At 62.8% G+C, this 23864-nt stretch carries 22 protein-coding genes; 19 read left to right on the top strand and 3 right to left on the bottom strand.

Annotated elements, in window-relative coordinates:
* Positions 1 to 8: 8 nt before the first annotated feature.
* A complete protein-coding gene (locus tag BN1136_RS05455) occupies positions 9 to 863 on the bottom strand; it encodes a lytic transglycosylase domain-containing protein (RefSeq protein ID WP_043808163.1) in 855 nt (284 codons plus the stop codon).
* A gap of 255 nt (positions 864 to 1118) precedes the next feature.
* Here BN1136_RS05455 and BN1136_RS05450 point away from each other — a divergent pair, with 255 nt between their 5' ends.
* The 19 genes from BN1136_RS05450 (at position 1119) to mutT (ending at position 22868) form a co-directional block, all read left to right on the top strand.
* A complete protein-coding gene (locus tag BN1136_RS05450; protein ID WP_043762764.1) occupies positions 1119 to 1415 on the top strand; it encodes a hypothetical protein in 297 nt (98 codons plus the stop codon).
* Between the two features lie 239 nt (positions 1416 to 1654).
* Positions 1655 to 2113 carry a division/cell wall cluster transcriptional repressor MraZ gene (gene mraZ / locus BN1136_RS05445; RefSeq protein WP_043762766.1) on the top strand — a complete coding sequence of 153 codons (459 nt, stop codon included), beginning with the start codon at positions 1655 to 1657 and terminating at the stop codon, positions 2111 to 2113.
* Positions 2114 to 3052, top strand: a complete 939-nt coding sequence (gene rsmH / locus BN1136_RS05440) for a 16S rRNA (cytosine(1402)-N(4))-methyltransferase RsmH (protein ID WP_043762767.1) — start codon at positions 2114 to 2116, stop codon at positions 3050 to 3052. It abuts the gene before it with no gap.
* Between the two features lie 3 nt (positions 3053 to 3055).
* The gene (gene ftsL, locus BN1136_RS05435) at positions 3056 to 3370 is read left to right on the top strand and encodes a cell division protein FtsL (protein WP_043762770.1); all 315 of its coding nucleotides are present in this window, start codon (positions 3056 to 3058) and stop codon (positions 3368 to 3370) included.
* A complete protein-coding gene (locus BN1136_RS05430; protein ID WP_043762773.1) occupies positions 3367 to 5133 on the top strand; it encodes a penicillin-binding transpeptidase domain-containing protein in 1767 nt (588 codons plus the stop codon). Before ftsL ends, BN1136_RS05430 begins: the two co-directional genes overlap by 4 nt.
* A gap of 101 nt (positions 5134 to 5234) precedes the next feature.
* Positions 5235 to 6719 carry a UDP-N-acetylmuramoyl-L-alanyl-D-glutamate--2,6-diaminopimelate ligase gene (gene murE, locus BN1136_RS05425; RefSeq protein WP_043762775.1) on the top strand — a complete coding sequence of 495 codons (1485 nt, stop codon included), beginning with the start codon at positions 5235 to 5237 and terminating at the stop codon, positions 6717 to 6719.
* The gene (gene murF, locus BN1136_RS05420; RefSeq protein WP_043762778.1) at positions 6716 to 8071 is read left to right on the top strand and encodes a UDP-N-acetylmuramoyl-tripeptide--D-alanyl-D-alanine ligase; all 1356 of its coding nucleotides are present in this window, start codon (positions 6716 to 6718) and stop codon (positions 8069 to 8071) included. Before murE ends, murF begins: the two co-directional genes overlap by 4 nt.
* Positions 8065 to 9147 carry a phospho-N-acetylmuramoyl-pentapeptide-transferase gene (mraY, locus tag BN1136_RS05415; RefSeq protein ID WP_011707583.1) on the top strand — a complete coding sequence of 361 codons (1083 nt, stop codon included), beginning with the start codon at positions 8065 to 8067 and terminating at the stop codon, positions 9145 to 9147. Before murF ends, mraY begins: the two co-directional genes overlap by 7 nt.
* A gap of 3 nt (positions 9148 to 9150) precedes the next feature.
* Positions 9151 to 10434, top strand: a complete 1284-nt coding sequence (gene murD, locus BN1136_RS05410; RefSeq protein WP_043762784.1) for a UDP-N-acetylmuramoyl-L-alanine--D-glutamate ligase — start codon at positions 9151 to 9153, stop codon at positions 10432 to 10434.
* Complete coding sequence (ftsW, locus tag BN1136_RS05405; protein ID WP_043762787.1) at positions 10431 to 11615, top strand: cell division protein FtsW; 1185 nt, start codon at positions 10431 to 10433, stop codon at positions 11613 to 11615. Before murD ends, ftsW begins: the two co-directional genes overlap by 4 nt.
* Positions 11612 to 12679: an undecaprenyldiphospho-muramoylpentapeptide beta-N-acetylglucosaminyltransferase gene (murG, locus tag BN1136_RS05400; RefSeq protein ID WP_043762790.1), complete on the top strand. Its 1068-nt coding sequence runs from the start codon at positions 11612 to 11614 to the stop codon at positions 12677 to 12679. Before ftsW ends, murG begins: the two co-directional genes overlap by 4 nt.
* A 111-nt stretch (positions 12680 to 12790) precedes the next feature.
* Entirely contained in the window at positions 12791 to 14245 is a 1455-nt protein-coding gene (murC, locus tag BN1136_RS05395; protein ID WP_043762793.1) for a UDP-N-acetylmuramate--L-alanine ligase, read from the top strand.
* A gap of 97 nt (positions 14246 to 14342) precedes the next feature.
* Positions 14343 to 15095 (top strand): cell division protein FtsQ/DivIB, encoded by a 753-nt coding sequence (locus BN1136_RS05390; RefSeq protein ID WP_043762795.1) that lies wholly within the window; start codon positions 14343 to 14345, stop codon positions 15093 to 15095.
* Positions 15076 to 16335: a cell division protein FtsA gene (ftsA, locus tag BN1136_RS05385; protein ID WP_025328454.1), complete on the top strand. Its 1260-nt coding sequence runs from the start codon at positions 15076 to 15078 to the stop codon at positions 16333 to 16335. Before BN1136_RS05390 ends, ftsA begins: the two co-directional genes overlap by 20 nt.
* Positions 16336 to 16374: 39 nt before the next feature.
* Positions 16375 to 17526: a cell division protein FtsZ gene (ftsZ, locus tag BN1136_RS05380; RefSeq protein ID WP_005305686.1), complete on the top strand. Its 1152-nt coding sequence runs from the start codon at positions 16375 to 16377 to the stop codon at positions 17524 to 17526.
* Positions 17527 to 17627: 101 nt separating this feature from the next.
* Positions 17628 to 18551, top strand: a complete 924-nt coding sequence (gene lpxC / locus BN1136_RS05375; protein WP_043762800.1) for a UDP-3-O-acyl-N-acetylglucosamine deacetylase — start codon at positions 17628 to 17630, stop codon at positions 18549 to 18551.
* A gap of 140 nt (positions 18552 to 18691) precedes the next feature.
* The gene (locus BN1136_RS05370) at positions 18692 to 19597 is read left to right on the top strand and encodes a M23 family metallopeptidase (protein WP_043762803.1); all 906 of its coding nucleotides are present in this window, start codon (positions 18692 to 18694) and stop codon (positions 19595 to 19597) included.
* A gap of 57 nt (positions 19598 to 19654) precedes the next feature.
* Positions 19655 to 22372, top strand: coding sequence for a preprotein translocase subunit SecA (gene secA / locus BN1136_RS05365; RefSeq protein ID WP_043762805.1), 2718 nt, complete (start codon positions 19655 to 19657; stop codon positions 22370 to 22372).
* A 91-nt stretch (positions 22373 to 22463) separates the two neighbouring features.
* Entirely contained in the window at positions 22464 to 22868 is a 405-nt protein-coding gene (mutT, locus tag BN1136_RS05360) for an 8-oxo-dGTP diphosphatase MutT (protein ID WP_043762807.1), read from the top strand.
* Between the two features lie 57 nt (positions 22869 to 22925).
* Here mutT and yacG read toward each other — a convergent pair whose 3' ends face one another.
* Together yacG and zapD are read right to left on the bottom strand one after the other, a co-directional pair.
* Positions 22926 to 23120: a DNA gyrase inhibitor YacG gene (yacG, locus tag BN1136_RS05355; protein ID WP_043762810.1), complete on the bottom strand. Its 195-nt coding sequence runs from the start codon at positions 23118 to 23120 to the stop codon at positions 22926 to 22928.
* A 10-nt stretch (positions 23121 to 23130) separates the two neighbouring features.
* On the bottom strand, positions 23131 to 23853 hold the full coding sequence (zapD, locus tag BN1136_RS05350) for a cell division protein ZapD (RefSeq protein WP_043762813.1): 723 nt from the start codon (positions 23851 to 23853) through the stop codon (positions 23131 to 23133).
* Between the last annotated feature and the right edge of the window lie 11 nt (positions 23854 to 23864).

Genomic DNA, 23864 nt, shown 5'->3' with positions numbered 1-23864 from the left:
CCACTGTTTCATGGCGCCAGCAGAGGGCGGGCCTGCTCCAGCCCCAGCGGATCCGGCATCCGTTCCAGCCTGATCCCCCCCCGCCCCATGTCCAGCCCCCTGGCCGGTTGCAGCAGCAGGGGGTCGTGCAGGCTCTCCAGCGACACGGCCTGAGCCAGCAGAGGCCGTCCTTCCGGTTTGCTGCGGGCTGGCGCCTTGCCCCCGCCATAGACAATGGGGCAGTCGCTCACGCTCTGGGCGTCGGGCAGGCGCCAGGCGGGGTTCCAGCGGCTCGCCTCGTTCATGGAGACACCCCTGGCCATGGCCCAGCTCAGCAGGGAGCAGTCGCCCGGCTGCCGCCATACCTGAATGCTCTCTCCCTCCTGCCAGGATGGCAGTACGAAGCCGTGCTGCGCCGCCCTGTCCAGCAACTGGGAGAGGGCGATGAAACGCGCCACGTAGAGGCGCGTCTCCGTGGGCAGTTGCAGCGCCCACAGATTGCGCGTCCCGCCATTGAGTACCGCCTTAAGCACTCGTCCTTCTCCCGCGTTATAGGCCGCCAGCGCCAGCAGCCAGTCCTGCCCGAAGAATTGATGCAGCCAGCCGAGATAGGTGAGGGCGGCCTCCGTCGCCAAAGGCAGGGAATAGCGGCCGTCGAAGCCGGCCGTCATGGGGATGGAGAAGCGGGCCGCAGTATCGGGCATCAGCTGCCAGGGCCCGGCAGCACCAGCGGAAGAGACCACGTCCAGCCGATAGCTGCTCTCGATCAGGGGGAGCAGCGCCAGCATGGTAGGCAGCTTGCGTGTGCGCACCTGTTGTTCCACCCAGCGGATCATGGGTTGGGACTCGGTGAGGCGCTGTTGCAGGTGGCGGCGTTGTTGCAGCAGGTAGCGGGTCTGCTGGCTGACCAGCTCGGCACCGGGACCGGCAAGGGGGGTGGGAAAACCTGCCTGCCAGTGATAATTATCGTAGGAGTAGCAAACGGTACTGGTCAGCAGCGATAACCCGGGTAGAAAGCCACGGGATAATTTTGCAAGGAAGGACATTGCCTGGCGGGAAAATGATAAAAACACGATGTATCTCAACAGTTTTTGACAATATCTGTCGACTGTTCATGTGGTATCCAGGACGTGATAAGCATGATAACACGAGTAAAAAAGACCCCAAAGGCGGGCAGGGCGATTCAGAAATTTCTGCTTTATCTGATCCTCGTTAATTTTGGTTTGATGTGGCTCTATGTCGTCTATGCCGACGAGCTGACATTTGGTGCCAACCTTCTGCTGACTTTTCTTCTCATCCTCTATAACCTGCTGCTCTGCCAGCTCGTAGTGCTGCGTGCCAGGCGGGCGGGAGATGGCTATATCATCTATCCCGTGGTGGGCGTGAGCATTATCCTGTGCGCCGTCGTGCTGTTTCGTTTCATCATTTCCCCCTGAAATCGATTAATTAAGAGCGGCACCTGACGGGATGGATTTAATTCAACCGTGAATAACTTGTGAAAAATCAATTCATTTAATCGGTACACTCCCCAGGCTGCGTCAATATGTTCCCCATGCCAGAGATCCTTGCTTGAAAAGCCCCCTGCTCGTCCTTAAACTTCATGGTGGAGAAAAGTGGATAAAAGTGGTTTTATCGGGCGGTTCGCCCTCATAACTCACCTTTCGGGGACGGCAATTTGTTGCGTGGCGCTCACGCCATCAGCCTCGACAACAAGGGGCGGTTGGCGATTCCGACCAAATATCGAGACTGGCTGCGCGACGAATGCGACGGCCAGCTGGTCTGTACCATCGACATCGCCCATCCCTGTCTGCTGCTGTATCCCCTGAACGAATGGGAAGAGATAGAGCGCAAGCTCAAGACGCTTTCCAGTACCAACCCGGCGGAGCGCCGCCTGCAGCGTCTGCTGCTCGGTCATGCGACCGAGTGCGAGCTGGACGGCAACGGCCGTCTGCTGCTCAGCCAGCCGCTGCGCAGCCATGCGGGACTGGACAAGAAAATCATGCTGGTGGGCCAGCTCAACAAGTTTGAGTTGTGGGATGAAGCCCGCTGGCAACAACAGATCAATGACGACATCCTGGGCCTGCCCGAGGACGACTGGGCAAGTTCACCACGACTACAGGATTTTTCTTTATAAATGACCCAAGCCGCTGAACACATCACAGTGCTGTTGCACGAAGCCGTCGAAGGGCTGGCCATCAAGCCGGACGGTGTCTACGTCGACGGTACCTTTGGCCGGGGTGGTCACTCTCGTCTCATTCTCCAGCATCTGGGCCAGAACGGGCGCCTGATAGCCATCGATCGGGATCCCCAGGCCATCGCCGAGGCGGCCAAGATCCAGGATCCCCGCTTCGAGATCGTGCACGGGCCGTTTTCCGGTATCACCCGCTATCTGACCGAGCGCGGCCTGCTGGGCAAGGTCGATGGCTTCCTGCTGGATCTGGGTGTCTCTTCCCCCCAGCTGGACGATGCCGAACGCGGCTTCAGCTTCATGAAGGACGGTCCGCTCGACATGCGGATGGACCCCACCTCCGGCCAGAGCGCCGCCGAGTGGCTGGCCCGTGCCGACGTGGATGACATCGCCTGGGTCTTGAAGACCTTCGGCGAGGAGCGTTTCGCCAAGAAGATTGCCCGCGCCATCGTGCACGACCGGGTCACAGAGCCTTATGTGCGCACCCGCCAGCTGGCGGAGATGATCGCCCGGGTCAACCCCAGCAAGGAGAAGGGCAAGCACGCGGCCACCCGCAGCTTCCAGGCCATCCGCATCTATATAAACAGCGAGCTGGACGAGATCGAGACCGCCCTCAACGGTGCCCTGGACGTGCTGGCGCCCCACGGCCGCCTCTCCGTCATCAGCTTCCACTCCCTGGAAGACAGGCTGGTCAAACACTTCATCCGCAAGCACGAGAAGGGACCTGAGGTACCGCACGGTATCCCGCTGACCGAGGCCCAGCTGGCCGGCGGTCGCAAACTGAAGTCGGTCGGCAAGGCGCTCAAGCCTTCCGAGCACGAGGTCAATGAAAACACCCGGTCCCGCAGCTCGGTGCTGCGGGTCGCAGAGCGTCTTGCGGAGTAAGCGATGAGCGATGTGCGCGTTCACCTCGCCAGGGAGATCGTTGCGGATCTCTGGCGCCACAAGTTGCAGGTCCTGTTGACCATCGCCGTGCTGGTGACCGCTTTCGCGGTGATCCTGGTGACCAACATGACCCGGGGACTGACGGCCAAGCAGAACGACCTGATGGCGGAAGAGGACAGGCTCAACATCGAGTGGCGGCACCTCCTGCTGGAGCAGGGCACCCTGGCCGAGCACTCCCGGGTGGCGAGCCTGGCCATGGACAAGTTGCAGATGGCCCGTCCCCTGGTGACCACCGAGAAGGTAATTACACAACCATGACACGCAAGGCCGCCACCAAGGCTCCGGCAAAGGACAAAGCCAAGGCGAAAGCACCCTCACTCTACCCGTGGCGCTTTCGTACCCTGGTTTTCTTCATCGGCATCGCATTTGCGGGGTTGATCCTGCGGCTGGCCTGGATCCAGGTGATCGATCCGGACAGACTGCGTCAGGAGGGGGACATGCGCTCCCTGCGTACCACCTCCACCCAGGCGGTGCGCGGCATGATCACGGATCGCAACGGCGAGCAGCTGGCGGTCTCCGTGCCAGTCGAGGCCGTCTGGGCCGATCCCAAGACAGTGCACGAGTCAGGTGCCATCCACAACGAGCGCGCCTGGCTGGCGCTCTCCGCCGTGCTCAAGCTCGACATCAATACCCTCAAGCACCGCATCGCCAACCCGAGCAAGCGCTTCGTCTACCTGCAACGCCAGGTGACGCCGGCGGTGGCGGAATACATCAAGGGTCTCAAGCTCGGCGGCATCTATCTGCGCCCCGAGGCGCGCCGTTTCTATCCGACCGGCGAGATCAGCGCCCACCTGGTGGGGGTGACCAACATCGACGGCAGCGGCATCGAGGGGATCGAGCGCAGCTACAACGAGTGGCTGACCGCGACCCCGGGCGAGATGCGGGTGCGCAAGGATCGTCAGGGCCGGGTCATCGAGCGGCTCGGGCTGGTGAAAGAGGGCAAGCACGCCAACGATCTGCAGCTGAGCATCGATCAGCGGGTACAGGCGCTGGCCTATCGCGCCCTCAAGCGGGCCACCGACGAGAACAAGGCAACCTCCGGCTCCATGGTGATGCTGGACGTGAAGACCGGCGAGGTGCTCGCCATGGTCAACACTCCTTCCTACAACCCGAACAACCGCGGCCAGTACCAGAGCTTCCGGGTACGCAACCGGGTGGTGACCGATACCTATGAGCCGGGCTCCACCATCAAACCCCTGATCCTGCTGAGCGGATTGCAGGCTGGCGTCACCAGCTGGAAAGACTTCATCCCGGGCGGACCGCTCTTTATCGGGGCCAAGCAAATCCGTGACGTGAGTATCCACAAGGCGACCAACCTCTACGACATCCTGCGCTACTCCTCCAACATCGGCATGTCGCGCATCGCGCTGCGGATGCCCGCCCAGGAGATGATCAACACCCTCAGCATGGTGGGCTTCGGGATGGACACCGGCAGCGGTCTGATGGGGGAGAGCAGCGGCATGCTGCCCCAGCGTCGCCGCTGGTCCGATATCGAACGGGCCACCCTGTCGTTCGGCTATGGTCTGCGGGTCACCCCGCTGCAGCTGGCGTCCGCCTACGCCACCCTGGCCAACAAGGGCAAGCGGGTGCCGCTCTCCATCATCAAGGTGACCAAGCCGCCCAAGGGTGAGCAGGTCATCGATCACAACAACGCGGCCGCCATGCTGCAGGCGCTGGAGTACGTGGTCAGCAACGCCATTCCCAAGGCCCAGATCCCGGGCTACCGTGTCGGTGGCAAGAGTGGTACCGCCAAGGTCGCCGTGGCAGGCGGTTACGGCAAGGATTACATGGCCTGGTTTGCCGGCTTCGCGCCCGCCAGCAACCCCCGCTTCGTCATGGTGGTGGTGATCAACGAACCCAAGGGCAATGCCTATTACGGCGGCGCCGTCGCGACCCCGCCGTTTGCCGAGGCCATGGGGGGCGTGCTGCAGCTCTTCAACATCCGCCCCGATGCGATTCCGCCCGAGGTGCCCGCCAAGCTTGCCCGCACGGAGGCCGCCAATGGCGCACCACGTACCTGATCGACACGGGATCGTTTCCGTCTCCCCCGGCGCGGCCGGGGAGCTTTTCATGGCGCCGCGTTTCGTGTGCGCCCGCATTCCCGCTTTCCCGGAGGCTTTCCATGCCAGCCCGCGCACTTGATCAACTGATGAGCCAGGTCGGCATCGATGCCCCGGCGCTTCCCCTCACCGACCTTCAGCTGGACAGCCGGCGGGTCGGGCCCGGGTCCCTCTTCGTGGCCATCCGCGGGCATCAGGTGGATGGCAGGCGTTTCATCGAACAGGCGGTGGCTCAGGGAGCGACCGCCGTGCTGTTTGAGGAGGACGGCGAATTCGTCGCCCCTCCGGTTCCGGTCCCCTGCATCGGCATGGTGGATCTGCCGGCCCGTCTCTCCGAGCTGGCCGGGTATTTCTACGACCAGCCGGCGAGCAAGCTGCAGCTGGTGGGCATCACGGGCACCAACGGCAAGAGCACCACGGCCCTGCTGGTGGCGAACTGGCGTACCCTGCTGGGGGGCAAGGCCGGGGTCATGGGCACCATAGGCAACGGCTTGTTCGGCTCTCTCATTGAAGCTGAGAACACCACCGGCAGCGCCGTCCAGGTGCAGGCCAATCTGGCCGCGCTGCAAGCGCAGGGAGCGGATCTGGTGGCGATGGAGGTCTCCAGCCACGGTCTGGTGCAGCACCGCGTCGCCGCCCTGCCGTTTTCTGCCGCCGTGTTCACCAACCTGAGCCGGGATCACCTGGACTATCACGGCACCATGGAGGCCTATGCCGCCGCCAAGGAGGAGCTGCTGAAGCTGGTGGACGAGCCGTGCGCTGTTATCAATGCCGATGACCGGCTGGGGCGGGAGTGGCTGGCGGCCTATCCGACCGCGGTGGCCTTCGGCGTGCATGGTCCGATTGAAAACCATATTGGGCGACAGCTGACGGCGCAGGATCCCCACTTCCACCAACAAGGTTTTGACACGCGCATTAACTCCAGTTGGGGGAATGGTGTATTATCCGCCCCCTTGCTCGGCCGCTTCAACGTCAGCAATGTGCTGGGTGCCATGGGGGTCATGCTGGTGCTCGGATACGACTTCGACACCCTGCTGGCCACAGCGCCCCAGCTGCAGCCGGTCACCGGTCGCATGGAGTGCTTCGGTGGTGGCGATGCGCCGCTGGCCGTGGTCGATTATGCCCATACCCCGGACGCGCTGGAGAAGGCACTGCAGGCCCTGCGGGTACATTGCCACGGTCGCCTCTGGTGCCTGGTGGGATGCGGCGGCGATCGGGATCGCGGCAAGCGTCCCATGATGGCCGCCATGGCGGAGCTGCATGCGGACTGCGTGATCCTGACCGACGACAATCCCCGTACCGAGGAGCCGGCCCGGATCATGGCCGACATGGTGGCGGGGCTTCGCGATCCCGGCGCCGTGCAGATAGAGCACGACAGGGTCAAGGCGATCCGGCTGGCGCTGAGTCAGGCGAGCAAAGAGGACATCATCCTGGTGGCCGGCAAAGGCCACGAGGATTATCAGATCATTGGAACCGACAAGCGGCACTACAGCGACCGGGAAACCGTCGCGGCCGCCTTGCACACATTAATGGAGTCATTCAAATGATGACCCTCAGGCTTGCCGACCTGGCGCAGGTGCTCGATGCCCGCCTGATCGGGGGCGACCACGAGATCACGGCGGTCAGTACCGACACCCGTACCCTGGGAGAAGGGGCGCTGTTTGTCGCCTTGCGTGGCGAGCGTTTCGACGCCCACGATTTCTGCGACCAGGCCGTCGCCGCTGGCGCCTCCGCCCTGCTGGTGGAGCGCGAGCTGCCGCTGGCTATCCCGCAACTGGTGGTGGCCGACACCCTCAAGGGGCTGGGTCGCCTCGGCCGCCTGGTGCGCGAGCGCATCAATCCCAAGGTGCTGGCCATCACCGGCAGCTGCGGCAAGACCACGGTGAAGGAGATGGCGACCGCCATCCTGCGCCACGAAGGGGAGGTGCTGGCCACCGCCGGCAACTTCAACAACGAGGTGGGGGTGCCGCTCACCCTGCTGCGCCTGGAACCGCAACACCAGTTTGCGGTGATGGAGCTGGGGGCCAACCATCCGGGCGAGATCGCCTGGACCACGTCTCTGGCCAAACCCGATGCCGCCCTCATCAACAACGTGGCGGCCGCCCACCTGGAGGGCTTCGGCTCCCTTGAAGGGGTGTTCCACGCCAAGAGCGAGATCTTCGAGGGGCTGGGCGAGGGCGGTACCGCCATCGTCAACGCCGACAACGAATTCTGGCCGCAGTGGCAGGCGAAGGGCCTGAGCTGCGCCTTCTCCATCGACGACCAGAGCCAGCCGTTCCATGGCCGTGACGTCGTGATAAATGCACAGGGTTGTGCCGAATTCGTGATGGTGACGCCCCAGGGCGACGTGAGCCTGACCCTGGCCATCCCGGGGCGCCACAACGTGGCGAACGCCCTGGCCGCCGCGGCCGGTTGTCTGGCGCTCGGCGCCTCGCTCGCCTCCGTCAAGGCGGGGCTGGAGCAGATGGCCCCGGTCAAGGGACGCTTCTGTGTGCAACGCTGGGGTGGCCTCACCCTGGTGGACGACACCTACAACGCCAGCGTGGAGTCCGTGCTGGCGGGCATCGACGCCCTGACCGCCATGGGCGGCTACAAGGTGCTGGTGTTCGGTGACATGAAGGAGCTGGGTGAGGAGTCCGCCGCGCAGCATGCCCGGGTCGGTCGCCACGCTCACGAGCGCGGCCTCGACGCCGTGCTGACAGTCGGGGAACAGAGTCGCCACACCGCAGATGCCGCGGCTGGCCGACATTTCGATAACAAGGCGTCGTTGTTTGAAGTGCTTGCGCAAATGATAGAGACACATCAGGAAATTTCGATTCTGGTCAAGGGGGCCCGCGGCTCCCGCATGGAAGATATCGTCAAGATGGTCGCTGACCGTCAGGAGTCGGCCACATGCTAGTCTGGCTGGCGGAACTGCTCACCCCGCACTTCACCTTCTTCAACGTCTTCTCCTACCTGACGTTTCGCGCCATCCTGTCGATCATCACCGGCCTAGTGGTGGCACTCTGGATGGGGCCGCGCCTCATCCGCCGCCTGCAGATCCTCAAATTCGGCCAGGTGATCCGCAATGACGGTCCCGAATCGCACCTGAGCAAGAAGGGCACCCCGACCATGGGTGGCCTGATGATCATCGCCGCCATCTTCATCTCTGTGCTGCTCTGGTGCCGCCTCGACAACCCTTATGTCTGGCTGGTGCTGTTCGTGCTGGGTGCCTATGGCGCCATCGGCTTCGCCGATGACTACCTCAAGGTGGTGCGCAAGAACACCGACGGCCTGATCGCCCGCTGGAAATACTTCTGGCAATCCGCTGTTGCGCTGGGGGTGGCCGTGTTCCTGTACGCCACCGCCACTCACGACGGTCAGACCCAGCTGGTGGTGCCCTTCCTCAAGGACGTGATGCCGCAACTCGGCCTGATGTTCATCGTACTGACCTACTTCGTCATCGTCGGTACCTCCAACGCGGTCAACCTGACCGATGGCCTCGATGGCTTGGCCATCATGCCGACTGTGATGGTGGCGGGGGGCTTCGCCTTCATCGCCTGGGCAACCGGCAACGTCAACTTCGCGAACTATCTGCACATCCCCTATGTGCCCTATACCTCCGAGCTGGTGATCGTCTGTACCGCCATCGTCGGGGCGGGTCTGGGCTTCCTCTGGTTCAACACCTATCCGGCCCAGGTGTTCATGGGGGACGTGGGCTCCCTGGCCCTGGGCGGTGCGCTCGGCACCATCGCCGTGCTGGTGCGCCAGGAGTTCCTGCTGGTGATCATGGGGGGCGTCTTCGTGATGGAGACCGTCTCGGTGATCCTGCAGGTGGGTTCCTACAAGCTGCGCGGCGTGCGCATCTTCCGCATGGCGCCCATCCATCACCACTATGAGAAGAAGGGCTGGCCGGAGCCGCGCGTCATCGTGCGCTTCTGGATCATCACTCTCATGCTGGTGCTGCTCGGCCTCGCCACCCTGAAGGTGAGGTAAGCCATGGTCATCATCATCGGACTCGGCAAAACCGGACTCTCCTGCGTCGACTACTTCCTCGGCCGCGGTGTCACGCCTCTGGTGATGGACACCCGTGCCAACCCGCCAGGGAAGGATCAGCTGCCCCCCGAGGTGGAGCTCATTCACGGGCTGGACGCAGAGCGGCTCCTGCAGGCGCACATGATAGTGGCGAGCCCGGGCATCGCCCTGGCGACCCCGGAGCTGAAGGCGGCCGCCGAGCGTGGCGTGCAGATTGTCGGCGACATCGAATTGTTCGTGCGCGAGACCCAGGTGCCCGTCATCGCCATCACCGGCTCCAACGGCAAGAGCACGGTGACCACGCTAGTGGGCGAGATGATCGCCGAGGCCGGCCTCAAGGTCGGTGTGGGAGGCAATATCGGCACGCCGGCGCTGGATCTGCTCAAGCAGCCGATGGAGCTCTGCGTGCTGGAGCTTTCCAGCTTCCAGCTGGAAACCACCCACAGTCTGCGTGCCGCCGCCTCCGTGGTATTGAACCTCAGTGAAGATCATATGGATCGCTATCAGGGCATGGCCGACTACCGCGCCGCCAAGATGGAGATCCATCAGCACTCCCAGCACATCCTGGTGAATCGGGACGATCCCCAGACCCTGCCCGATGTGGGCCAGGTGTGGCAGAGCTTCGGCCTGGACTGCAACGGTTACGGCCGCTGCGAGCTGGGGGGCCGCCACTGGCTGACCCTGCACGGCGAGCCGCTGCTGGCGGTGGACGAGATGAAGATTGTCGGCGCCCACAATCAGGCCAACGCCCTGGCGGCCATGGCTCTGTGCGACGCGGTCGGCATTCCCCGCGAGCCCCAGCTCGCGGTGCTGCGCCGCTTCGAGGGCCTGCCCCACCGTGCCCGTTTCGTGCGGGAGGTGAACGGTGTGCGCTGGATCAACGACTCCAAGGCTACCAACGTGGGGGCTACCCTGGCTGCCGTGGCCGGGGTGCGCGAAGCGGTGAAGGGGCGTTTGCTGTTGTTGGCCGGTGGCCAGGGCAAGGGGCAGGACTTCGGCCCGGTGCAGGCGCTGCTCGGTAGCCAGATCGATCACATGTACTGCTTCGGTCAGGACGCCGAGGTGCTGCTGGCCCTGGGCGAACAGACCGAGCGGGTTGCCGATCTCGACGCCGCCGTCGCCAAGGCGGCGGCGGATGCCCGGCCCGGTGACTGGGTGCTGCTGGCCCCGGCCTGCGCCAGCCTGGATCAATTCAAGTCCTTCGAAGCGCGCGGCGATCGCTTTACCGAACTGGTGATGGGGTTATGAACGCCCTTCGCGTGGTCGCAGGCTTCCTGCAGCGCTGGTTGCTACCGGCGCGCCCCGCCGGTCTCTACGATCGACAGTTGGTCGTGCTGGCACTCGCGCTCATGGGGGTCGGGCTGGTCATCGTGGCGTCCGCCTCCATCCCCGAGGGGATCGCTCTGGGGGATGACCCCTTCATGTTCGTGAAGCGTCACGGGATGTTCCTGGTGATGGCGCTCTGCATCTCCTGGTTCGTGCTGCAGGTGCCCATGGCACGCTGGCAGCAGTACAACGGCCCCATGCTGCTGCTCGCCATCGTGTTGCTGGTGATGGTGCTGCTGGTCGGTCGCAGCGTCAACGGCTCGGTACGCTGGCTGCCGCTCGGCCCCTTCAACCTGCAGCCTGCCGAGTTCGGCAAGCTGGCGCTGTTCGTCTATCTGGCGGGCTACCTGGTGCGCCGCCAGAGCGAGGTGCGCGAGCGCTTCATCGGCTTCATCAAGCCCATGGCGGTGCTGTTCGTGGTGGCCATCCTGCTGCTGGCCCAGCCGGATCTGGGCTCCGTGGTGGTGATGTTCGTGACATCGCTGGGCATGCTGTTCCTGGCCGGTGCTCGCCTGGTGCAGTTCATCGGCCTCATCCTGGTGGGGGTGAGCGCCGTGGTGACCCTGATCATCGCCGAGCCTTACCGTATGCGGCGGGTGACCTCCTTCCTCGACCCCTGGGCCGATCCGTTCGGCAGTGGTTATCAGCTTACCCAGTCCCTGATGGCGTTTGGTCGCGGCAGCTGGTTCGGCGAGGGGCTCGGCAATTCCATCCAGAAGATGGAGTACCTGCCGGAAGCCCATACCGACTTCGTGTTTGCGATCCTGGGGGAAGAGCTGGGGTATGTGGGGGTGCTTGGCGCACTCTTCCTCATCTTCGCGCTCTCGGTCAAGGCGCTCAAGCTGGGTCACCAGGCGCTGGTGGCGGAGCGACTCTATGAAGGTTATCTGGCCATCGGCGTCGGCATCTGGTTCAGCTTCCAGACCTTCGTCAACGTCGGCGCCGCCAGCGGCATGATGCCCACCAAGGGGCTGACCCTGCCCCTGGTCAGTTATGGTGGCTCCAGTCTCATCATCATGATGGTGGCGGTGAGCATGTTGATCCGTATCGATTTCGAGTTGCGCCAGGCCAGTGCCCAGGCGCGTGTGCGGGAGGTTTCGTGAGCAAGACGTTACTGGTGATGGCGGGTGGTACCGGGGGCCATGTGTTCCCCGGTCTGGCCGTTGCCGATCGCCTCAAGGCCCAGGGCTGGACCATTCACTGGCTCGGCACCGCCGACCGGATGGAGGCGGAGCTGGTGCCCGCCCACGGCTACCCCATCTCCTTCATCGACATCCAGGGGGTGCGTGGCAACGGCATCAAGCGCCTGCTGGCAGCCCCCTATCGCATCGTCAAATCCGTGCTGCAGGCCCGCCAGGTGCTCAAGACCATCCAGCCCGACGTGGTGCTCGGCATGGGGGGCTTTGCCTCCGGCCCGGGTGGCGTGGCCGCCTGGCTCGCCGGTATTCCGCTGCTGCTGCACGAGCAGAACGCGGCGGCCGGCATGACCAACAAGTTGCTGGCCCGCCTCGCCAAGCGCGTGCTGATGGCCTTCCCGGGTGCCTTCGCCCCGAGCGCCCGCACCGCCGTGGTGGGTAACCCGGTGCGCCCCGAGGTGGTCTCCCTGCCGGATCCGCAACTTCGCAGCAGTGCAGAGCCGCTGCGCCTGCTGATCGTCGGCGGCAGCCTGGGGGCCCGAGTGCTGAATGAACAGGTGCCGCCCGCAGTCGCCGCCGCCGGCGTGCCCATCGCGGTGCGCCACCAGTGCGGCAAGGGCAATGGCGAGGCCGTCTCCGCCGCCTATGCCCAGCACGGCCTCGACGCCGAGGTGAGCGAATTTATCAAGGACATGGCGGATGCCTATGCCTGGGCGGACCTGGTGGTCTGCCGGGCCGGGGCCCTGACCGTGTCCGAAGTGGCCGCCGCCGGGGTGGCTGCCATCTTCGTGCCGCTGCCCCACGCGGTGGACGATCACCAGACCCGCAACGCCCTGACCCTGGTCGACGGAGGTGCGGCCGAGTTTCTGCCCCAGTCCGAGCTGACGCCGGCCGCCCTGGCCTCGCGCCTCTCCTGGCTCGCCGGGCGCAGGGAGACGCTGCTGAACATGGCCCAGGCCGCGCGCCGCGTCGCCATCACGGACGCGGCCGAACGGGTGGCTGACGAATGCAAACGGCTCGCGACAGGGTGAGCCGAACGAGATTGACGGACGGGATGGAGCTGGCCAAGGCCGCGCACCCGCTCCTCGAATACATGTGTCACCGAATGAAAGTGGCTTGTGGCCGCGAATTGAGAAAGAACTATGACCAAGGTTGAACTGGCAAAACTGCGTACCGTTATCCCTGAAATGCGCCGCGTGCGTCGCATCCACTTTATCGGCATCGGTGGCGCCGGTATGGGCGGTATTGCCGAGGTGCTTGCCAACGAAGGGTATCAGGTGACTGGTTCCGATCTGGCTCGTAATGCGGTCACCGAGCGCCTGGCCTCCCTGGGGGCCCACATCTTCGTCGGTCACAGTGCCGAGCACGTCGACGGCGCCAGCGTGGTGGTGGTCTCCACCGCCATCAAACAGGACAACCCCGAGCTGGTGGCTGCCCGCGAGCTGCGCATCCCCGTGGTGCGCCGCGCCGAGATGCTGGCCGAGCTGATGCGCTTCCGCCATGGCATCGCCATCGCCGGCACCCACGGCAAGACCACCACCACCAGTCTGGTGGCGAGCATCTATGCCGAAGCGGACCGGGATCCGACCTTCGTCATCGGGGGCCTGCTCAACAGCGCCGGCACCAATGCGCGCCTGGGGAGCAGCCGCTACCTGATCGCCGAGGCGGACGAGAGCGACGCCTCCTTCCTGCATCTGCAGCCCATGGTCTCCATCGTGACCAATATCGAAGCGGATCACATGGACACCTACGGCGGTGACTTCTCCAAGCTGAAGGCCACCTTCATCGACTTCCTGCACAACCTGCCGTTCTACGGGCTGGCCGTGGTGTGCGTGGACGACCCCGTGATCCGCGGCATGCTGCCGGAGATCGCCCGCCCGACCATCACCTATGGCCTGAGTGATGACGCCGATGTCCAGGTGCTGGATTTTGTGCAGACCAGCAACCGCAGCCGCTTCCGGGTGCGTCGCGCTGGCGCGGGTGAGCTGGAGGTGACCCTGAATCTGCCGGGCATTCACAATGCCCTCAACGCCGCCGCCGCCATCGCGGTCGCGACCGAGGATGGCATCGATGACGAGGCCATCATCCAGGCGCTCGCCAAGTTCGAAGGGGTAGGTCGCCGCTTCCAGCAATACGGCGAGTTCGAGACCGGTCGTGGCAAGGCCATGCTGGTGGACGACTACGGCCACCACCCGAGCGAGGTAAAGGTGACCATCAACGCCGCCCGTGCCGGCTGGCCCGAGAAGCGCCTGGTGATGGTGTTCCAGCCCCACCGTTACAGCCGGACCCGGGATCTCTATGAAGATTTCGCCGACGTGCTCTCCAAGGTGGACGTGCTGGTGATGCTGGAGGTCTATGCCGCCGGCGAAGAGCCGATCCCGGGGGCTGATGGCCGCGCCCTGTGCCGCACCATCCGCTCCCGTGGCACCCTGGAGCCCATCTTTGTCGCAACGCCTGACGACGTGCCGGCTGTGCTGGCCGACCTGATTGGCGAGGGGGATCTGGTGCTGACCCAGGGGGCGGGGAACGTCGGGGCGCTTGCCCGTCGTCTCGGCGAGATGAAATTGAGCGTGGATAGCATGAAATCCGGTGCCTGAGGGCCCAATGAGTATTTTGACCGCCAAGCCGAGGCCTATATAATGGCGAACCGGCCTGCAAGTGGCCGGCACGGCGCGTTAAACGGGGATCGATCGGGTGGAGGCAAGGGCACAAGGGCGCACCAAGGGAGGCTTCATCGCCGGGGTGGGAATTTTCATCCTGGTCATGTGGGGGCTCTACCAGACTGCGCTGGATGTTAAAGATTGGCTGACGGATGCCAGTCGGTTGCCCATGAGCGAGCTGTTGCTGCAGGGGCAACACGAATATTTGAAAGCCGATGAGTTGCGTGCCGCCGTGCTGGATGGTGCCGAGCTGCGCAACTTCTTCGAGCTGGACGTGAACGAATTGCAGGCGCGTCTGAACGCCTTGCCCTGGGTAGCCCAGGTATCGGTACGCAAGAAGTGGCCGAACAAGATCAAGGTCTACCTCACCGAACAGGACGTGGCGGCCCGCTGGAATGACAGCCGCTTCGTCAACACCAAGGGTGAGGTATTCAGTGCGCCGGACAGGGTGAAGAAACCCCTGATGCAGTTGTCCGGCCCCGATGACCAGGCGGCCAAGGTGCTGGAGGCCAGCCATCAGTACGAGACGCTGTTGGCGGCAAAGGGATACAAGTTGCTGGGGGTGCATCTGACCCCCCGCCATGCCTGGGAACTGACCCTGGATGGCAACATTCAGCTGTTTGTGGGGCGCTCGGACATCGCGCTCCGTCTGCAGCGGTTTATCGATGCCTTTCCGGTCATCGAGCCTCGTGAGCGGGTTGCTTACGTGGATCTTCGATACGACACCGGGATGGCAGTTGGCTGGAAGAAAAGCGAAGAGAAAGTGAATGACCAACACCGCAGATAGAAATTTGATTGTCGGACTGGATATCGGCACGACCAAGGTGGCGGTACTGGTTGGCGAAGTATTGCCAGATGGCGAACTCAATGTCATCGGCATGGGCAGCCACGCTTCTCGCGGGATGGAGAAGGGCGGGGTCAATGACCTCGACTCCGTGGTCAAGTCCCTGCGCCGCGCGGTGGAAGAGGCCGAGATGATGGCCGACTGCCAGATCAGCTCCGTCTATCTGGGGCTCTCCGGCAAGCACATCGACTGCCGCAACGAGACCGGCATGGTGCCCATCTCCGATGAAGAGGTGACCCAGGAAGACGTGGACAACGTCATCCACACCGCCAAGTCGGTGCGACTGTCGGACGAGCTGCGGGTGTTGCACGTGCTGCCCCAGGAGTTCGCCATCGACTATCAGGAAGGGATCAAGAACCCGGTCGGCCTCTCCGGCGTGCGGATGGCGGCCAAGGTGCATCTGATCACCTGCCACAACGACATGGCGCGCAACATCGAGAAGTGCGTGGAGAAGGTGGGCCTGCGGGTGGATCAGCTGATCTTCTCCGCGCTGGCGTCCAGCTACGCCGTGCTGACCGAGGACGAGAAGGAGCTGGGTGTCTGCGTGGTGGACATCGGTGGCGGCACCATGGACATGTCGCTGTTTACTGGCGGCGCCCTGCGTCACACCAAGGTGATCCCCTATGCCGGCAGCACGGTGACCAGCGACATCGCCTACGCCTTCGGCACGCCGCCGCTGGATGCGGAAGCGATCAAGGTGCGCTACGGCTGTGCCCTCGGCCGCCTGGTCAGCAAGGAAGACAATATCGAAGTCCCCAGTGTCGGCGGTCGCCCGGCGCGCAGCCTGCAGCGGCAGACTCTGGCGGAAGTGATTGAACCCCGTTACACCGAGTTGCTCTCCATGGTGAATGACGAGCTGGTGCGGGTGCAGAGCGAATTGAAGGCACAGGGGGTCAAGCATCAGCTGGCCGCCGGTGTGGTATTGACCGGTGGCGCGGCCCAGATCGAAGGCATTGTGGAGTGTGCAGAGCAGATCTTCCAGAGCCAGGTCCGGGTGGGTGAGCCCATGAATATCCGGGGATTGAGTGACTACGTACAGGCACCGGTGTACTCGACCGCAGTCGGGTTGTTGCAGTATGGCCGTACCAATCAATCCACCGGCAGTAGCAAGGAATATGCCGCCAAGGCAAGCGTAGGTGGGCTGGTCAAACGGGTCAGCAACTGGTTGCGTGGCGAGTTCTAAAGATTTTGCTGAGTCAGGCAAATAAAGCGGAGAGACAACATGTTTGAATTTATGGATAGCCACACTGACGAAGCCGTCATCAAGGTGATAGGTGTGGGTGGCGGCGGCGGCAACGCAGTCGAGCACATGGTTCGTCAAAACATCGAGGGTGTTGAGTTCATTACCGTCAACACCGACGCCCAGGCGCTGCGCAACTCCAGTGCCAACACTACCCTGCAGATCGGCGGTGGCATCACCAAGGGTCTGGGTGCCGGGGCCAACCCGGAAGTGGGTCGTGACGCCGCCATGGAAGACAGGGAAGCGCTGCGTGAGCTGCTGACCGGTTCTGACATGGTGTTCATCGCCGCCGGCATGGGCGGTGGTACCGGTACCGGTGCTGCGCCGATCGTGGCCGAAGTGGCCCGCGAGATGGGCATCCTGACCGTTGCCGTCGTGACCAAGCCGTTCTCCTTCGAAGGTAAGAAGCGGATGGGCTTCGCCGCTCACGGTATCGAAGAGCTGTCCAAGAACGTCGACTCCCTGATCACCATCCCCAACGACAAGTTGCTGAAGGTGCTGGGTCGCGGCATCTCCCTGCTGGACGCCTTCAAGGCAGCCAACGACGTGCTGCTGGGCGCGGTACAGGGCATCGCCGAGCTGATCACCCGCCCGGGCCTGATCAACGTCGACTTCGCGGACGTGCGTACCGTGATGCGCGAGATGGGTACCGCCATGATGGGTACCGGCTCCGCTTCTGGTGACGACCGTGCCGAAGAAGCCGCCGAGAAGGCCATCTCCAGCCCGCTGCTGGAAGATGTGGATCTGGCCGGTGCCCGTGGCATCCTGGTCAACATCACCGCCGGCATGGACATGACCATCGAAGAGTTCGAAACCGTCGGTAACGCGGTCAAGGCCTTCGCGTCCGAGAACGCCACCGTGGTGGTGGGTACCGTTATCGACCCGGAAATGCACGACGAACTGCGCGTGACCGTGGTGGCCACCGGTATCGGTGCCGAGCGCAAGCCCGACATCACCCTGGTGAAGAACAACATGGTACAAGAGCGTCCGGCTCGTCAGCCCCTGATCAGCGAAGCCCTGCAGTCTCGCGTGATGGAAGAGGCCCCGGCCAAGGTGGTGAACGCCGAGCCGCAAGCTCGTCGCGAACCGGATTATCTCGATATTCCTGCGTTCCTGCGCAAGCAGGCAGACTAAGCCTCTGATGGCTCTGGTTTGTTTGTTGCTTAAGGATTGTGCTAAGATGGCCCGGCAACGACCATCTGGTCAGGAATATGAGCTGTTAAGCGGATACACCCATGATTAGACAAAGAACCTTGAAAACGAGTGTCCAGGCCACCGGTGTGGGCCTGCATTCGGGCCGGAAAGTCACCATGACGTTCCGTCCGGCGCCTGTTAACACAGGGATCGTTTACTTGCGTACCGATCTGAATCCTGTGGTAGAGCTGCCAGCCAACGCCGATCAGGTGCGTGATACCGTGCTTTGTACCGCTCTGGTGAACGAAGCCGGTGTCCGCGTGTCCACCATCGAACACCTCTCTGCCGCCCTGGCCGGGATGGGGATCGACAACCTCTATGTGGAGGTTGACGCACCCGAGATCCCGGTGATGGATGGCAGTGCGCATCCGTTCATCTACCTGCTGCAGGAAGTGGGTATCCGTGAACAGAATGCACCCAAGCAGTTCGTGCGTATCAAGCAGAGCGTGCGGGTTGAAGACGGTGACAAGTGGGCGGAATTCCACCCCTACCGCAACGGCTTCAAGATGGATCTCGAGATCGACTTCCAGCATCCGGTGTTTGAAGGCCGCAACCAGCGTTGCGTGCTCGACTTCTCCGGCAGCTCCTTCGTGAAAGAGATCAGCCGTGCCCGTACCTTCGGCTTCATGCGCGACATCGAGTACCTGCGTTCCCAGAACCTGGCGCTGGGCGGCAGCCTGGAAAACGCTGTGGTCCTGGATGACTACCGGGTGCTGAACGAAGATGGTCTGCGTTACGAGGACGAGTTCGTCAAGCACAAGATGCTGGATGCCATCGGTGATCTGTACATGTGCAATCGCAGCATCATCGGTGAATTCCGTGCCTACAAGACGGGCCATGCCCTGAACAACAAGCTGCTGCGCGCCTTGCTGGCCCAGCAGGAGGCTTGGGAACTGGTGACCTTCGAGGGTGAGGGCGACAAAGCGCCCATCGCTTACTACGACAACGGTCTGGTTCTGGCCTGATAGCTGTGCAACAGGACGTCGGTCATCTCTCCGCACCGACGTCCTGTCATTTGTTTATTCCATCCTTTAATACCGATTATCTCCCGGTTTTATTGCCCGTGCGGGCCTCTGGCCTCACCTGACCGAGAAGACATATTTCTATGAGCATTACCCTGATCCTCCACGGTAAGCAGCGCCGCAAGTTGCACTTACCCAAACAACGTCTGGCCTGGGTCGGCGGTATCCTCTTCACTGTATTGGCCCTGGGTGGCGGCTGGCTCTGGCAGAGCTGGCAGCAAAAAATGGACGCGCTGGAAACCGCGCTGGCCCTGGCCGAACAGCAAAAAACCGCACAAGGGGCCGATGAAGCCCGTGAACAGCTCGCCATGCTGGCGGCCCAGGTGGGCACCATGCAGGGGCAGCTTGGCCGCCTCAATGCCCTCGGCGAACGCCTGACCGAGAAGGCAGACCTGGATCCCGAAGAGTTCAACTTCAAGGAGCTGCCTCCCATGGGTGGCCCCTCCTATGATGCGGATCTGGAAGTCAGCCTCAACGAATTGCAAGACTCCATGGAACACCTCAACCGCCAGCTCAGCAGCCGTGAAGAACAGCTGTCGGTACTTGAAACCTTCATCATGAATCACCATATCACCGATGCTGGCTTCATCCCGGGTTCACCGGTGAAGCAGGAGCGAGTCTGGATCTCCTCCGGCTTCGGTGGCCGGGTCGATCCGTTCAACGGTCGCGCCAAGATGCACAAGGGTGTGGATTTCCGTGGCAAGCCCGGCACGCCCATCCTGGCGACCGGCAAGGGGATCGTCAGCTGGGCTGGCCGTCATCCGGAATTTGGCAACATGGTGGAAATAGACCATGGCAATGGTCTGGTGACCCGTTATGCCCACAATTCCAAGTTGCTGGTGGATGTGGGCACCCTGGTCGATGAAGGCCAGAAGATAGCCCTGATGGGGCGCACCGGTCGTGCAACCGGAGTTCATTTGCATTACGAAGTGTTGAAAGATGGTCGTCAGGTCAACCCCGCGCGCTTTCTGAATGCCAGACGGGGTTAGGTTTTTTCTTCAGGTTCCAGTGACGGAACGCTTATATAACCAAAACAGTTGGTACCCATGATTAGCACACTGCTCACCAAGATTATCGGCAGCCGGAACGACAGAACGCTCAAGGCTTTGCGTAAAATTGTAAAACAGATCAATGCGATGGAGCCTCAGTTCGAGGCACTGTCCGACAGCGAGCTGCAGGCCAAGACTGCCGAGTACCGTCAGCGTCTGGAGCAGGGTGAAACGCTGGAGCAGTTGCTGCCGGAGGCCTTTGCCACCGTGCGTGAAGCCTCTCGCCGTGTGTTCGGCATGCGTCACTTCGACGTCCAGCTGATCGGCGGCATGGTGCTGAACTCCAACCGTATCGCCGAGATGAAGACCGGTGAAGGCAAGACCCTGACCGCGACCCTGCCGGCTTACCTGAATGCCCTGACCGGCCGCGGCGTGCACGTGGTGACGGTGAACGACTACCTGGCCAAGCGTGACGCCGAGGCGAACCGCCCGCTGTTCGCCTTCCTCGGCCTGACCGTCGACTGCAACGTACCCGGCATGGATGCATCCCAGAAGCGCGATGCCTACGCCGCCGACATTACCTACGGTACCAACAACGAATTCGGTTTCGACTACCTGCGCGACAACATGGCGTTCTCGCCGGAGCAGCGCGTGCAGCGTCCGCTCAACTATGCGCTGGTGGATGAGGTGGACTCGGTACTCATCGACGAGGCCCGTACTCCACTCATCATCTCCGGCCCGGCGGAAGACAGCTCCGCCATGTACACCCAGATCAACAAGCTGATCCCCCTGCTGGTGAAGCAGGACAAGGAAGACTCCGAAGAGTACACCGGCGACGGCCACTACACGGTGGACGAGAAGAACCGCCAGGCGCTGCTGACCGAGAACGGCCAGATCTTCGTGGAAGAGCTGCTCAAGAAAGAGGGGCTGCTGGCCGAAGAGGACTCCCTGTTCTCCGCCACCAACATCAGCCTGCTGCACCACGTCAACGCCGGCCTGCGTGCCCACACCCTGTTCGAGCGCAACGTGGACTACATCGTCCAGAAGGACGAGATCGTCATCGTCGACGAGCACACCGGCCGCACCATGCCGGGTCGTCGCTGGTCTGACGGCCTGCACCAGGCGGTCGAGGCGAAGGAAGGGGTCAAGATCCAGAACGAGAACCAGACCCTGGCCTCCATCACCTTCCAGAACTACTTCCGTCTGTATGACAAGCTGGCGGGCATGACGGGTACTGCCGATACCGAAGCCTTTGAATTCCAGCAGATTTACGGTCTGGATACCGTGGTCATCCCGACCAACAAGCCGATGGTGCGCAAGGACATGGGCGATCTCGTCTACCTGACAGCCCAGGAGAAATACGCCGCCATCGTGCAGGACATCCGCGAGTGCGTGAAGCGCGGCCAGCCGGTGCTGGTCGGTACCGTCTCCATCGAGAACTCTGAGCTGCTCTCCGGCATCCTGACCAGGGAGAACATCCCGCACAAGGTGCTGAACGCCAAGTTCCACGCCATGGAAGCGGAGATCGTCGCCCAGGCAGGCCAGACCGGTGCCGTCACCATCGCCACCAACATGGCCGGTCGTGGTACCGACATCGTGCTCGGCGGTAACTGGCAGGCAGAGATTGCAAAGCTGGAAAACCCGACCAGCGAGCAGATTGCCGAGCTGAAAGCGGCCTGGCAGGTGCGTCACGACGAAGTGCTGGCCGCTGGCGGCCTGCACATCATCGGTACCGAGCGTCACGAATCCCGTCGTATCGACAACCAGCTGCGCGGCCGTTCCGGTCGTCAGGGCGACCCGGGTTCCTCCCGCTTCTACCTCTCCATGGAAGATACCCTGATGCGGATCTTCGCCTCCGATCGCGTGACCGGTATGATGAAGAAGCTGGGCATGGAAGAAGGCGAGGCCATCGAGCACCCGTGGGTGACCAAGGCCATCGAGAACGCCCAGCGCAAGGTGGAAGGCCGCAACTTCGACATCCGTAAAAACCTGCTCGAGTTTGATGACGTGGCCAACGATCAGCGCAAGGTGGTCTACGAGCAGCGCAACGAGCTGCTGGACACCGGCGACATCTCCGAGACCATCCACGTCATCCGTGACGATGTCTACGGCGCCATCATCGACGAGTACATTCCGCCCCAGTCCCTGGAAGAGATGTGGGACGTACCGGGTCTGGAGGCGCGTCTGAAGTCCGATTTCGCCCTCGACCTGCCGCTGCAGCAGTGGCTGGCGGAAGACGACAAGCTGTATGAAGAGAAACTGCGCGAGCGCATCCTGGATGAAGCCACCAAGCTCTATGCCCACAAGGAGGAGCTGGTCGGCAAGGAGGTGCTGCGCAACTTCGAGAAGGCGGTGATGCTGCAAACCCTGGATGGCCTGTGGAAGGAGCATCTGGCGGCCATGGATCATCTGCGTCAGGGCATCCATCTGCGCGGCTACGCCCAGAAAAACCCCAAGCAGGAGTACAAGCGCGAATCCTTCGATCTGTTCACCCAGATGCTGGAGACTCTCAAGCGCGACGTGGTCAGCATCCTGAGCCGGGTACAGGTGCAGGAGCGGGACGTGGAGGCGATGGAAGAGCAGCAGCGCCAGCAGGCACAAGCCGCTCCCCGTACCTATACCCACGCCGCCGCCGAGAACCAGCTTGCCGATGAAGAGCAGGCCGAAGCGGCCCCCGTCACCTTTGTGCGGGACGAGCAGAAGGTGGGGCGCAACGATCCCTGCCCCTGCGGCTCCGGCAAGAAATACAAGCACTGTCACGGTCAGCTGACCTGATAACGCGCGATGCCATAACAAGGCGGGCCCAGTGCCCGCCTTGTTATTGATGAGAAATGCGCAGTGACCTGCATCTGACGAGGTAACCGAAATGGAACAGAAGAAACGGATCTGGGTGGCGGTCGGCGTCATCGAGAACGAACGGGGCGATATCTTCATCGCCAAACGCTCTGCCGATCGCCATCAGGGGGATCGCTGGGAGTTTCCCGGGGGCAAGGTGGAATCGGGTGAAGACTTGCTGACCGCGCTGGACCGGGAGCTGTGGGAGGAGATCGGGATCCGGGTGCAGGATTGTGCCCCCTTCATGGAGCTGCACCACGACTACCCCGACAAGCAGGTTTTGCTGGATATCTGGAAAGTGACCCGCTTCCATGGCGAGCCGTTTGGCAAGGAGGGGCAGGAGTGCCGCTGGGTGCCGCTGGCCTCGCTGCACGAATACCGTTTCCCGGATGCCAACGGCCCCATAGTAGCGCGGCTGCAGGCCTCGCTGCCCTGAGGCGGTATCACGGTATTGAAAAAGGGCCTCTTAGGCCCTTTTTTGATCATGTTGTGTTTACTGCCAGGGATCGCCCTGCTCCGGATCGGGCAGCAGATCCGGGTTGATCTCGCCCGGGATGCGCTTCTGTTCATCCGCCCATTCGCCGAGGTCGATCAGCTGGCAGCGCTTGCTGCAGAAGGGGCGAAACGGGCTCTGGGGGCCCCACTCGATTTCGGTCTGACAGGTCGGGCACTTTACCTTGGTTACCATGGGGCGCTCCTCAACAACAGGCGAGCTGGAACGCGACGTCGCCAATCTGCTGTTCCGTCGTCGGCAGGAAGCGCAGGGCAAAACGGTTTTTGTGTCCACTCAGGGTCGGATAGCAGGGCTGGGTGCCGGACAAGCGTATGCGGATAAGTTCGGCTCCCTCGGCGGTGTCCTGGAAGAAGCCGTTGGTGGCCACTTGCTCGCTGAAGTTGCCCGACTCGCGCCACAGGCGCAGCAGCAGGGTGATGGCGTTCATCAGCAGGGTGATGTCGCTGAGCCATTGCTGCATCTGCTGGTGGCGTGCCACGGCCGGGGTGATCAGCCAGTGGTGCAGCTGGGGCACGTCGAAGGCGCACAGGCCGCCCGGGATGGAGAAACGTTGACGGATGGAGCCGAGCAGACGATCTTCCTTCAGGCGGGCACCGGGACGCGGGGAGTTGAGCAGGTTGCGGGAGAGCTGGGTGCTCTCCTGCTGCATCCGCTGGATCTGCTCGAGATCGACGTCGGGCAGGTTGGCCCAGTGGCTCAGGCGCTGGCCGAGGCGCTCCAGATCCTTGATTAGATCGGCACGTAGATCGCCGCGCTCCAGCAGCTCCTGCAAATCGAACAACCCCTTGAAGAAGGCGATGTGTGCCCAGGACTGGTCACTCTCCAGATTGTCGCGGATCTGGGAAAACAGGGACTCCAGACGAAGATAGGTCCGGCTTTTTTCGTTGAGGGGAAAATCGTAAATCATGCCTAATCCTG

Origin of the sequence: Aeromonas taiwanensis (assembly GCF_000820165.1) — a bacterium.
Taxonomy (GTDB): domain Bacteria; phylum Pseudomonadota; class Gammaproteobacteria; order Enterobacterales; family Aeromonadaceae; genus Aeromonas; species Aeromonas taiwanensis.
The sequence above is the reverse complement of the archived record's forward strand: the minus strand, read 5'-3'. Positions and strand labels throughout refer to the sequence as shown.

Excerpts from the sequence above, each read along its gene's own strand:
- ftsW (WP_043762787.1), top strand. The coding sequence starts at position 10,431 with ATGAACGCCCTTCGCGTGGTCGCAGGCTTCCTGCAGCGCTGGTTGCTA.
- ftsZ (WP_005305686.1), top strand. The coding sequence starts at position 16,375 with ATGTTTGAATTTATGGATAGCCACACTGACGAAGCCGTCATCAAGGTG.
- BN1136_RS05370 (WP_043762803.1), top strand. The coding sequence starts at position 18,692 with ATGAGCATTACCCTGATCCTCCACGGTAAGCAGCGCCGCAAGTTGCAC.
- yacG (WP_043762810.1), bottom strand. The coding sequence starts at position 23,120 with ATGGTAACCAAGGTAAAGTGCCCGACCTGTCAGACCGAAATCGAGTGG.
- murD (WP_043762784.1), top strand. The coding sequence starts at position 9,151 with ATGGTCATCATCATCGGACTCGGCAAAACCGGACTCTCCTGCGTCGAC.
- ftsL (WP_043762770.1), top strand. The coding sequence starts at position 3,056 with ATGAGCGATGTGCGCGTTCACCTCGCCAGGGAGATCGTTGCGGATCTC.
- mutT (WP_043762807.1), top strand. The coding sequence starts at position 22,464 with ATGGAACAGAAGAAACGGATCTGGGTGGCGGTCGGCGTCATCGAGAAC.
- BN1136_RS05430 (WP_043762773.1), top strand. The coding sequence starts at position 3,367 with ATGACACGCAAGGCCGCCACCAAGGCTCCGGCAAAGGACAAAGCCAAG.
- secA (WP_043762805.1), top strand. The coding sequence starts at position 19,655 with ATGATTAGCACACTGCTCACCAAGATTATCGGCAGCCGGAACGACAGA.
- zapD (WP_043762813.1), bottom strand. The coding sequence starts at position 23,853 with ATGATTTACGATTTTCCCCTCAACGAAAAAAGCCGGACCTATCTTCGT.
- rsmH (WP_043762767.1), top strand. The coding sequence starts at position 2,114 with ATGACCCAAGCCGCTGAACACATCACAGTGCTGTTGCACGAAGCCGTC.
- murE (WP_043762775.1), top strand. The coding sequence starts at position 5,235 with ATGCCAGCCCGCGCACTTGATCAACTGATGAGCCAGGTCGGCATCGAT.
- ftsA (WP_025328454.1), top strand. The coding sequence starts at position 15,076 with ATGACCAACACCGCAGATAGAAATTTGATTGTCGGACTGGATATCGGC.
- BN1136_RS05450 (WP_043762764.1), top strand. The coding sequence starts at position 1,119 with ATGATAACACGAGTAAAAAAGACCCCAAAGGCGGGCAGGGCGATTCAG.
- mraY (WP_011707583.1), top strand. The coding sequence starts at position 8,065 with ATGCTAGTCTGGCTGGCGGAACTGCTCACCCCGCACTTCACCTTCTTC.
- murF (WP_043762778.1), top strand. The coding sequence starts at position 6,716 with ATGATGACCCTCAGGCTTGCCGACCTGGCGCAGGTGCTCGATGCCCGC.
- murC (WP_043762793.1), top strand. The coding sequence starts at position 12,791 with ATGACCAAGGTTGAACTGGCAAAACTGCGTACCGTTATCCCTGAAATG.
- lpxC (WP_043762800.1), top strand. The coding sequence starts at position 17,628 with ATGATTAGACAAAGAACCTTGAAAACGAGTGTCCAGGCCACCGGTGTG.